The sequence below is a fragment of the Paenibacillus sp. JNUCC-31 genome (assembly GCF_014844075.1).
GTDB lineage: Bacteria > Bacillota > Bacilli > Paenibacillales > Paenibacillaceae > Paenibacillus.
The window spans coordinates 320436-331095 of the sequence record NZ_CP062165.1 but is presented as its reverse complement, the minus strand read 5'-3'; the positions used below and the strand labels follow the sequence as shown (position 1 = coordinate 331095).

Below are 10660 nucleotides of genomic sequence, written 5' to 3'. Positions count from 1 at the left end.
GTACGATGATAAGAGGGGGCTGATGATAATGAACTTCATTAATTTTAACACTACGTACAATCCTAATTTGCAGGCTTTAAGTAGTGCAGACGGGTATAACTCGGTCAAAATGAATGAAATGTTTAGTCAGGTTATGGGCAACATCGCCGCTGTGCAATCCACCCTCTCAGGCAATATCATTGATGTGAGAAATTTTGCACCAGGAGATGGCAGCAACCAGTCCGTGCAGATCAAGGCTTTTTTTGATTCGGCACAGGAAGGAGATGTTTTATTATTTACGCCAGGACATTATAAGGTGGTGAAGACAGGATGGTTTTATACGTTTAGCGGAAGATCAGTCATCATTAGGGCGCTGCCGGGAGCAATATTGGAGGTCTCGGATCAAGGAATACGGATTGAAGGAAGTAATCATGTAGAGATCAGTGGTTTGACCTTGGTGCGAACGACTCAAGCTGCTTGGAGTAAAAACAAGACAGGGCTACACGTCGAAAATTCGAGCCATGTAATATTACAACATAATGATATTAGCAAGTTTACCGATGGAATCGCAGTCAATGGTTCCAACAGTCAAGACAATCCTACTCGAGATGTCGTTATACGGAACAATAAGCTGCATCATTTAGGAGAAGAGCCGATTGCAGTTCGCAGTAACTTGGTTTTTGTAGTGATTCGTGAGAACGATTGTTCCAGATATCTCGGAGATGGAATCCTAATTAAGGCAACGTGGCATGTTTCAATAACTAACAACTTTCTTCACTCACCTGTGCTATCCAGTGACCAGGACTATGCTAGTTTTTCAGGAGGACAACTGTCTCTTATGCCCACCGTTGGTGGGGGGATTACTTGCAACAATGAGGGTGGGGAGTCCGGGGCAAAAAACATGCATATTCACGGAAATTCCATAATCGGAACAGCATTTGGTGTAGGGTTAATTGGTTTCGAAGGTGCATTTGTAACCTCTAATTATTTTAATGATATCAAAAAAACTTCTGTCATTTCGGTGTCTTTCTCTCCGTCACAGTTTAATCCCGACGATGTTAGCAACCACCTGTTTATTATCCAGGGTAATCTGATTGACACAATCTCCATGTCTAGTGCGACAGCTGCCATTGAAGCCAGTACCAGTAAAGGTACAGAGGGCATGGACATCGGAATTATATCAGACAACATCATCATTCCAAGAGGAAAACACTGGGGAATTGTTGCGGATGGTCATATCATTGTAAAAGGTAATTACATTGCCAAAGCGGGCATAGCTATGAATATTACCAATGGGGTTATTGCCTCGAATAACATTATTGAGGCAGGTATTGATTCCGAACGTCCTGACCGAATGGTCAGTTTGGTTGATAATGTTACCTTTACCAATAATTCAATAGCGGGAAAAGGCACAAGTCTCCAAATACGAGGCTCCAACAATATTATCACTGGAAACCGATTGAGATATGATGGAACGTGGTGGGCAGTTCATCTCGATAGTGTCGGTTACACGGTGGAGAACAATATTATCAGAGACAATATCTTAACTGTAGCGGCGAATGTAACGGGGCGTTATTTGTTTGGTTCCAGTCCTTGGTCAGACGGGAAAAACATAGTGGTTGACCTGGTTAAGGATAATAATGGAACAGTATATCAACTGGTAAACGAAATTGTCATGATGGGTGCGAATTCTACGCGGTGGAGAATAACGATCGATGCAAAAGGAGATTTAAAAACCACGAAGCTATAATTTTATCATACTTGTTAAAATCCTAAAAAACGTATGGAGCATCCGATGAATTGAATCATTCATCCAATACTCCATACGTTTTTGGCATGAGTTAGATCGTTTCCAGTTGTCTGTACAAAATACGATATCCGTATGGATCAAGTTTGATATTCATCATGCCATCCGTTGGAGCTACAGGTTCTTCAGTCAAAGCATCTCTCCAGTCTCTCGTTTCCATCGGATGAGACAATGTACGGTCTTGCGGGGTATTGTTCATCCATATAGTAAAGTGAAGCGTGTCGTCCACGCGTTCATACACGATACAGGGATCGTTGTGATCTGCTTTGAGGAAACGGAAACGACCTTTCCGTAATGCCTCATTACTTTTACGCAAATCAATCATCAGGCGGTAGAAATCATAAAGCTCCCGATCTTGCTTGGCAGGGTCCCATTGCATACATTTGCGGCAATCCGGATCTGCCTCCCCACTTATGCCGACCTCATCCCCATAGAATATACACGGCGTACCGATATAGGTGAAAAGAAATACAACAGACAACTTTAACCTGCGTTTGTCTTCTCCGGACCGAGTGAGCAGGCGTGGAGTGTCATGGCTGCACAGCATATTGAAAATAACTTCGTTTGTTTGTTGCGGGTACCGCATAATGAGTGAGCCCATCTCGTTGGCAAAGTTATAACCATCCATAGAACCACAGAAAAACTCAAGCACTTTGTCAGCAAAAGGGTAGTTCATCACGGAATCAAATTGATCCCCCATGAGCCAGGTCAAGGAATCACTCCAGACTTCACCTACAATATAAGCTTCCGGATTGGCTGCTTTGACCACTTTGCGGAAGTCCCGCCAGAAATGGTTATCCACTTCATTGGCAACATCCAGTCGCCAGCCGTCAAGCTTGATTTCCTTGATCCAGTATTCAGCTACGTCGAGCAAATACGCTTTAACCTCGGAATTCGCAGTATTGAACTTGGGCATATTTCCATAAAACCCAAAGGTATCGTAAGTAGGGATTCCATTCTTGATCTGGACAGGGTATTCATTGATATGAAACCAGTCTGCATATTTGGATTCCTTGCCATTCTTCAGTACATCCTGAAATGGGGGGAAGTCTTCGCTGCAATGGTTAAAAACCGCGTCAAGCATGACCCGGATTCCGCGGCGATGGCATTGTTCTGCCACCTTTTTGAGCAATTCATTGTCCCCGAAATGGGGGTCGACTTTTTTATAATCAATGGTGTCGTATTTGTGGTAGGAGTTGGCTTGAAACAATGGGGTGAAGTAGATGGCGTTGACACCGAGTTTGGTCAGATCGTCCAGGTGATTAAGCACACCTTGCAGGTCTCCGCCGAAGTAGTTATCCAGTTCAGGCTTGCCGCCCCATTCCTGGGTCCCTTCCGGATTCAGATCCGGATTGCCGTTCGCAAACCTTTCTGTCATGATTTGATAGAACACGGCTTCTTTTGCCCACTCGGGGACCTTAAATACATCAATTTCATGTATGTAGGAAAATTCATAATATCCTCCGGTCGGATAAGGGGCATCATAATGAATTCCATTATCGGCCAAAAAAATACTTTCTGTTCCGGCGGTTATGCGGAAGATGTAGGTCAGGCGCTTGAATTTGGGATTGACAGCAGCCTCCCAGTAATCAAACATGCTGTCTGAAGCAGCCTTCTCCAGTTGAATCTCTTTGTAAGTTCCATCCCAATCGTACTTATCACCAGTCAGTGCAGTCACATATTCAACGTCATTTCTCTTGGTTCGTACACGCAGGTGAATGGTAGAGGGGTTATATGCATAAGCCCATTTGTCGCGGGGAACGTGATACATTGCTTCGAGCAGCATGACAGCACCTCCTGAACTCAAGATAAAGTTATAGCTATAAATAACCAAGTTAGACAGCAAATGAACCATGATTACTGCAATAAATGTGAAATTTTCAGTGACTTTCAATGTTTTCTTTTCACAGGATCTCCAGCTTGTTTCTGAATATACATATCAAAATGAACAAAAGGAGTGTTCCATCAGCCCTGAATTGCGGGTCTGAGAGAACACCCCTTGAAGAATGCACGCCAGTTTGCGACAAACTTAGCGACTTACACCATCGAATTCTGTTCGAATCGTTTGCAGCAGTTCAGGCTGGGTCAAGACATCATACGCTGTTGCAGCAAGTGCCTTGGCTCCGAAGATCATTCCATCCAAAGCCCGTTCCTGCAGCGCCAAATCACGGAACTCGATCGAGTGTAGGGTATGGACTTCGTCCACAACGCGAATATAAGGGTGGATGGCAGGACAACGCAGAGAAACGTTCCCAATATCCATGGAGCCGTGATCGTTACCGCTCACAATCTCCTCTTGAGGAATGCCCAGTTCAAGCAAGTTTGCACTAAAGGCAGACGATAACGATTCATTGGTAACCATCTCATCATAAGAAGTCTCATAATTGGATGTAACCAGTCGGCACCCCGTTTGCAGAGCAGAGCCTTCCGCAATCTGAATTACACGCTGGGTGAGGATATTCAATTCTTTTCTCGTCGAGGCACGTACATAGAATTGAGCCGAAGCATAATCAGGAATGATGTTGGCTGCCTGTCCTCCGCTATTGATTACACCGTGAATACGAACCGTACTTTTCACGTGTTGGCGGAACGCATTAATTCCATTGAACGTCTGGATTACCGCATCCAGTGCATTGATCCCTTCGTGTGGACTTGCAGCAGCATGTGAAGATTTTCCATGAAACTCAAATTGTACTGCGTCAATCGCCAAAGAACTGCCTGATTTCTCATACGCGTAGTACGGGTGAGCCATCAGTGCGATATCACAATCATCGAATAAACCTGCTTCAGCCATAGGTACCTTGGCACCCCGTGTTTCTTCCGCGGGCGTACCGAACACTTTCAACGTTCCGCCCGTTTCATCCAGTATGGATTTAAGACCAACGGCAGCTCCCAGGCTCATCATGCAGATCAGATGATGACCGCAGGCGTGACCAATTTCAGGGAGTGCATCGTACTCACACAGGAGGGCAATGGTTGGACCTGGCTTGGAGGCAGAATACGTACCGATGAAGGCAGTATCCAATCCAAGAACAGGAGCTTCTACTGTGAATCCGTGATAGGCAAGTTCTTCCTTTAACCGAGCAGAAGCGAGATATTCTTCATTCCCGAGTTCGGGATGGGCACCAATGTATGATGAAATCTCCTTAAAACGGGAAGCATATTGATCAATAACCGTTAAAATTTGTGTTTTGGTATGTGTCATGATGGACTCCTTAGCAAAAATGAAAATAATTCAATAATTATATCATAGTTGCAGTAATTTTTTCAGAAACAAGCTGTAATCGTTCATGTCGAAATGCATTGCATAATCATGCATTCTACTTTATAATGACTCAGGCATCAACAAGAGAAGCACACAAAGTATTATAAGGGGAGAACAGGGTTGAAATTGATTAGTCGTTACACTATGATGCTGCTGGCTTTTGTGGTTTTGCTAACAACAGTTGCACCTGTTGCATCGGCAACGGGAACCACAGGCAATTCAAGCAGTAAAAAGCTGGTGCTCGGTACAAGTGCCGATTTTGCGCCATATGAATTCCATAAAGTCATTGATGGTAAAGACCAAATTGTGGGCTTTGATATTTCCATTGCCAAAGAAATTGCGGCCGATCTTGGCGCAGAACTTGTGATCGAGGATATGGGTTTTGACGGACTGCTGCCTGCATTGCAGAGTGGTCGTGTGGATATGGTCATCTCGGGAATGACACCGACAGATGAGCGCAAGAAAAGTATTGACTTTTCCGATACCTATTATAAATCAAAACAAGTTATCATGATACGTAATAAGGATAAAGACAAATATCCTACGATGGCTGAACTGGAAAATGAAAAAATTGGAGTCCAAAAAGGCTCCATTCAAGAAACGATTGGTCAGGGAATCCCAGGCGCAAAACTGACGGCACTCGATAAAATATCCGATATCGTGCTGCAATTGCAGACCAATCGTGTGAATGCGGCGATCGTCGAAGATACGGTAGCTGCTGGTTATTTGGATGATATTATCGGACTAGCTCCTGCTATTCCGGATGAAGAGCAGGTAGAAGCGGCGATCGGGATTCGCAAGGGAAATACGGAATTGCTGAACGCTGTGAACGGGACGCTCGAACGTCTGAAAAGCGAAAATAAAATTGAGCAAATGGTTAAAGAAGCGAGTCAGTTGAATGCAGACAAGCTGGACAAAAATCAGAACATTTTTGAAGTGTTCTGGCAGTACAAAAGCTTTTATGCGACAGGTGTGGGCTACACCCTTCTACTGTCTGCACTCGGTGTGATATTCGGGGTTATTATCGGTTTGATCATCTGTCTGTTCCGTTTGCATGACGTTGCGATTTTGCGCTGGATCGGTACAGCTTACGTTGAGGTCATTCGCGGTACGCCAATGCTGGTTCAACTGATGATTATCTATTATGGTCTTGCACTGACTCTGGGTATTAATTTCACGCCACTTCAGGCAGGTATCATTACACTTTCCATTAATAGTGGAGCTTATCTTGCGGAGATTTTCCGTGCAGGTATCCAGGGGGTAGATCGTGGTCAACTGGAAGCGGCTCGTTCGCTCGGAATGGGGAGAACTGCTGCAATGCGTTACATCGTGCTCCCACAGGCTTTCAAAGCAGTACTACCGGCGATCGGTAATGAGTTTGTGACCATTATTAAAGAGTCCTCCATTATTTCGGTTATTGGTATGGTCGACATTATGTACCAGGCAAGTGTAGTCAAAAATATTACGTACCAAGGAATGAACCCATTCCTGATTGCAGCAGCCATATACTTTGTGCTGACGTTCATTTTGTCCAAGCTGCTGGGTCGATTGGAAAGGAAGTTGAGTGCAAGTGATAGACGTTAGACAATTATACAAATCATATGGAAATAACGATGTGCTCAAGGGCATTAACGTAACAATCGGCAAAGGTGAGGTTGTCGTGGTCATCGGTCCGTCCGGATCGGGGAAAAGTACATTTTTACGCTGCCTGAACCTGCTGGAGCAGCCGACTTCCGGCGAAATTAATTTTGAAGGTGTGTCAATCACAGACCCCAAACACAACATCAACGCGACTCGTGAAAAAATGGGCATGGTGTTCCAGCACTTCAACCTGTTTCCGCACAAAACGGTGCAGCAGAACATTACAATCGCTCCCATTAAAGTGAAAAAGCAATCCGTTAAGGAAGCTGAACAAATCTCGGCAGAGTTGCTCAAGACGGTCGGCCTGTCCGACAAAAAAGACGCTTATCCGAATCAGCTTTCCGGTGGTCAGAAACAACGGATCGCTATTGCAAGAGCTCTTGCAATGCAGCCGCATGTCATGCTGTTTGACGAGCCAACTTCTGCACTTGATCCTGAAATGGTCGGTGAGGTGCTGGATGTCATGAAGCGTCTTGCTGAAGGTGGTATGACAATGGTTATTGTAACGCATGAGATGGGCTTTGCTCGCGAAGTAGGAGATCGTATTCTGTTTATGGATGGCGGGGTCATTGTAGAAGAAGGAACCCCTGCTGAAGTGTTTGGTGAACCCAAGCATGCTCGTACACGGGACTTCCTTGCCAAAGTGCTCTAATTTAATTCAAACATGACAAAACAGCCTTGTCGACACACAGTCGTTAAGGCTGTTTTGTCATGTGAACATAAGAATGGATTTACATAAAAAGTAACGTTTCTGTCATCAAAGGGACAACTTCAGTCAGACTGTATGTTGAAGGATTCGCATATTTTCAGCATTTGTGATGAACTGTTTCTCCATTTGGTAACATTTACTACGACTCATGGTTACAAAATTGTGATATATTTGTTCCTGCCGAAACTTCCGGACAGGAAGTGTGGGGGATGTAATGATGCAGAATGTGCAGGGGAAGAAAGATGGCACGCTGCTTGGGGTGAATTAGGGCGTACATATAGCTTTTGATGTAATTAGGACCTATAGGGTGGTCTCCTCCATCCGAATCCGACAACTAACTTCGCAGGCACAATGAGGGAGGAAGACCATGATTAACAAGAAACGTATAGCCAAAACAGCAACAGCTTTGCTGACAGCAGCAATGCTAATTCAGGCGGTTCCGGCTCACGCTGATTCAGTTCATGTGGCCAAAGAGGGGGATACCTTCTTCACCTTATCCAAGCAATATGGAGTTGGGTTAAACACACTCATTAAAGCTAACAGTGACATTTCCGCTTACAACATCTACGGCGGTTTGAAAATTACGATTCCAGGCAAAACAAACACAGTATCTGCAGCAGCGGCTACAAACGCAAAAACAATAACTACAGCCAGCCTTGATGTCAACGCAGATAACAAGGTAGTCCAAGCCTGGGGAAAAACATTTGACTACAGCAAGTCAGTCGATGTAAAAGCAACCGCATACTCTGCCGATCCTTCAGAAAATGGAGGATGGGGTGCTGTAGATTACTTCGGTAATCCGCTCGAATTGGGCACAATCGCAGTAGACCCGAGTATTATTCCACTGGGTACGAAGGTCCTTGTAACGGGTCATTCACATCCAGGACTTCCGAAACAGGCATTTGTTGCTACGGCCCGGGATGTGGGGAGTGCTATTAAAGGTCATAGGATTGATATCTTTATTCCGGGAAGCCAACAGTCTGTGAGTACATTCGGTATTCAGGATGTTGAACTTTACATTTTGAAATAACAATAAAAAATGGCCGCACATATCCAGTGCAACTGCACGTTGAACTTACTAATTAGTAAAGGGTGTCCTTCTGTCACGATGATGTGATTGAAGGACACCCTTTTGTTTTTATACGAACTCCTTACAAACAGATCTTACTTGCCTTTTGGCAAGCCCAGCATTTCGTCCAAAGTGACCAGCTCGTACCCCCGATTGCGCAATTCCTCAATAACTTCAGGCAGCGCCTCGATAGTGCCTTTCAGATTCGAACCCACCCCGCCACCTGCATGCTGCAAAACAATGGAACCGGGTTTAACGGCCGACAGAATGTTTTTCTTTACTTTGTCTTTGCTTAGGCCCTTCCAGTCCAGGGAATCAACGTTCCAGTTCACAATGCTGTAACGTTGATTGGCTGCCCACTGCAGCTGTTGTTCGTTAATGTCACCATAAGGAGGGCGGATCATCTTGGGAGTGTAACCCGCTAAATTGCGAATAATATCTCCGGTATGTAAGATTTGTTTGCGAAATGCATTCATGGACAGCTTGCTGAATTCCGGGTGATTGTAGCTGTGATTACCCACAATATGTCCTTCTTTCACCATGCGTTTCACCAAATCCGGATGTTTCTCCGCGCGACTTCCCACAATGAAAAAAGTAGCCCGTACCTTGTATCTTTTCAAAATATCAAGTACCAGCGGGGTGAACCTAGGATCAGGCACATCATCAAAAGTCAAAGCCACCTGTTTTGTTGAAGGACCATTGGTTTTGAATGTATCGGCATATTTCTGCCTAAGCTGTCCAAGTGTCAATTGTTCTTCCTCGGATGAATCCGACTTCGAAACAGGTTTATCTTGTGGGCTTGAAGCAGCCCTTAATTGAGCAGGGGCAAAGCTCCCTCCCAGAAGAATGACCATGATGGATAACATAATGAGGCGTAGACGCATGTTAGTGCCTCCTTTTCCCAAATTGCGTTCTCTTTGGTATGCCCGGGAATGCAGTCAATTATTCGTGATGTGTGAGATGTTTCATTGCTGATTGATGGAATTCGATCCATACTTCCACCATACATATCTCAGATAGAAAAGGATAGGTGGAGCAAGATGAGCACATACGACTTGAAAACCGTTCGTATACAGGTGATTGAGGCTGGAGAAGACAAAGTATTTCTGGTGACTGGAGGAAAATCACATATTGGAGCGGTAGCGACATTTTATCCGGATGGAGAACGGGTGAGCGGGGCTACGGTGCATATTCCAGGGCATAAAGAACAAGAATTGTGTGAGAGGCTTGCACGTAAAGCGGCCATGCATTTGAAAACAGCTGTGACCGTTATAATGGGAATTCATTTTGATGCAATTACACGGATGCAGATTGATGAGATTGTGCAGACTGCAGAGAGGCTGCTTGATGAAGAGTTGATTCAATTCGATCAGCTGATTCAATAGTTTCATTGGAGCCAAAATCGTCTTTTATGATTTTTTTTGTTAAAATTGAAACGAGTAGAAGGTTGCCACGTATGTATGATTATATACAAGGATGTAATATCGACTAGGAGGAATACCATAATGTCTATTTTCAAACGATTGCGCGATTTAACGATGTCTAACATTAATTCCATTATTGACAAGGCAGAAGATCCGATTAAAATGACGGATCAATATATCCGTGACATGCAGGAAGATCTGGAAGATGCAGAGAAAGCTGTAGCCGCACAGATTGCCATTGAGAAGAAATTTAAACAACTGTTCGAAGAACAGGAAGCTCTTGTGAAAAAACGTGAAGAGCAGGCTCACACCGCTGCCCGTGCCCAGAATATGGATCTCGCACGTCGTGCGCTGGAAGAGAAGAAAGTCGCTGAAGAAAAAATGGCCGAATACAAAACAAGCTACGACCAGAACAAAGCGTCTGCTGATAATCTTCGCGGCAAGCTCGACGAAATGCGCAAACAGTTGACTCAGATGAAAAATAAACGTGAGACATTGGTTGCGCGTTACAATGCAGCAAAAGCTCAAACCGAAATCAACAAGGCAATGAACGGATTTGGTTCTGACACAGCTAGCGCGGGTATGAAGCGTATGGAAGAAAAAATGATGCAGATGGAAGCTCAGGCAGAAGCCAGCAATGAAATGTCATCCAAAGGAAAATCACTGGATGATGAATTTGAAAAGCTAGGCAAAGATCAGGCTGTTGAGGATGAACTGGCTGCATTGATGAAGCAGTACGAAAATAAGAACTAAACCTTGTATAAGC

The 10660-nt window shown here is 44.4% G+C and carries 9 protein-coding genes and 1 riboswitch; of the genes, 6 read left to right on the top strand and 3 right to left on the bottom strand.

The window, feature by feature from the left end:
- Positions 1-28: 28 nt before the first annotated feature.
- Positions 29-1729, top strand: coding sequence for a NosD domain-containing protein (locus JNUCC31_RS01300; RefSeq protein ID WP_192267848.1), 1701 nt, complete (start codon positions 29-31; stop codon positions 1727-1729).
- A 91-nt stretch (positions 1730-1820) separates the two neighbouring features.
- Here JNUCC31_RS01300 and JNUCC31_RS01295 read toward each other — a convergent pair whose 3' ends face one another.
- Both JNUCC31_RS01295 and JNUCC31_RS01290 read right to left on the bottom strand, forming a co-directional pair.
- Positions 1821-3572 (bottom strand): alpha-glycosidase, encoded by a 1752-nt coding sequence (locus JNUCC31_RS01295; protein ID WP_192267846.1) that lies wholly within the window; start codon positions 3570-3572, stop codon positions 1821-1823.
- A 243-nt stretch (positions 3573-3815) separates the two neighbouring features.
- Entirely contained in the window at positions 3816-4991 is a 1176-nt protein-coding gene (locus JNUCC31_RS01290) for a M20 family metallopeptidase (protein ID WP_192267844.1), read from the bottom strand.
- 180 nt (positions 4992-5171) lie between these two features.
- On the opposite strand from JNUCC31_RS01290, the gene JNUCC31_RS01285 reads away from it, so the two are divergent.
- The 3 genes from JNUCC31_RS01285 (at position 5172) to JNUCC31_RS01275 (ending at position 8431) form a co-directional block, all read left to right on the top strand.
- The gene (locus JNUCC31_RS01285; RefSeq protein ID WP_192267842.1) at positions 5172-6635 is read left to right on the top strand and encodes an ABC transporter substrate-binding protein/permease; all 1464 of its coding nucleotides are present in this window, start codon (positions 5172-5174) and stop codon (positions 6633-6635) included.
- On the top strand, positions 6622-7344 hold the full coding sequence (locus JNUCC31_RS01280; protein ID WP_192267840.1) for an amino acid ABC transporter ATP-binding protein: 723 nt from the start codon (positions 6622-6624) through the stop codon (positions 7342-7344). Before JNUCC31_RS01285 ends, JNUCC31_RS01280 begins: the two co-directional genes overlap by 14 nt.
- Positions 7345-7569: 225 nt before the next feature.
- Positions 7570-7766, top strand: a riboswitch (cyclic di-AMP (ydaO/yuaA leader).
- Between the two features lie 2 nt (positions 7767-7768).
- On the top strand, positions 7769-8431 hold the full coding sequence (locus JNUCC31_RS01275) for a 3D domain-containing protein (protein ID WP_192267838.1): 663 nt from the start codon (positions 7769-7771) through the stop codon (positions 8429-8431).
- Between the two features lie 134 nt (positions 8432-8565).
- On the opposite strand, the gene JNUCC31_RS01270 is transcribed toward JNUCC31_RS01275, so the two are convergent.
- Positions 8566-9354 (bottom strand): polysaccharide deacetylase family protein, encoded by a 789-nt coding sequence (locus JNUCC31_RS01270; protein WP_192267836.1) that lies wholly within the window; start codon positions 9352-9354, stop codon positions 8566-8568.
- A 156-nt stretch (positions 9355-9510) separates the two neighbouring features.
- On the opposite strand from JNUCC31_RS01270, the gene lpdD reads away from it, so the two are divergent.
- Together lpdD and JNUCC31_RS01260 are read left to right on the top strand one after the other, a co-directional pair.
- Positions 9511-9855 (top strand): prenylated flavin chaperone LpdD, encoded by a 345-nt coding sequence (lpdD, locus tag JNUCC31_RS01265; protein ID WP_192267834.1) that lies wholly within the window; start codon positions 9511-9513, stop codon positions 9853-9855.
- Positions 9856-9975: 120 nt separating this feature from the next.
- Positions 9976-10647 carry a PspA/IM30 family protein gene (locus tag JNUCC31_RS01260; RefSeq protein ID WP_192267832.1) on the top strand — a complete coding sequence of 224 codons (672 nt, stop codon included), beginning with the start codon at positions 9976-9978 and terminating at the stop codon, positions 10645-10647.
- Positions 10648-10660: the final 13 nt, after the last annotated feature.

Coding starts and splice junctions, on each gene's coding strand:
- JNUCC31_RS01300 (WP_192267848.1), top strand. CDS start 29: ATGAACTTCATTAATTTTAACACTACGTACAATCCTAATTTGCAGGCT.
- JNUCC31_RS01295 (WP_192267846.1), bottom strand. CDS start 3,572: ATGCTGCTCGAAGCAATGTATCACGTTCCCCGCGACAAATGGGCTTAT.
- JNUCC31_RS01290 (WP_192267844.1), bottom strand. CDS start 4,991: ATGACACATACCAAAACACAAATTTTAACGGTTATTGATCAATATGCT.
- JNUCC31_RS01275 (WP_192267838.1), top strand. CDS start 7,769: ATGATTAACAAGAAACGTATAGCCAAAACAGCAACAGCTTTGCTGACA.
- JNUCC31_RS01270 (WP_192267836.1), bottom strand. CDS start 9,354: ATGCGTCTACGCCTCATTATGTTATCCATCATGGTCATTCTTCTGGGA.
- lpdD (WP_192267834.1), top strand. CDS start 9,511: ATGAGCACATACGACTTGAAAACCGTTCGTATACAGGTGATTGAGGCT.
- JNUCC31_RS01260 (WP_192267832.1), top strand. CDS start 9,976: ATGTCTATTTTCAAACGATTGCGCGATTTAACGATGTCTAACATTAAT.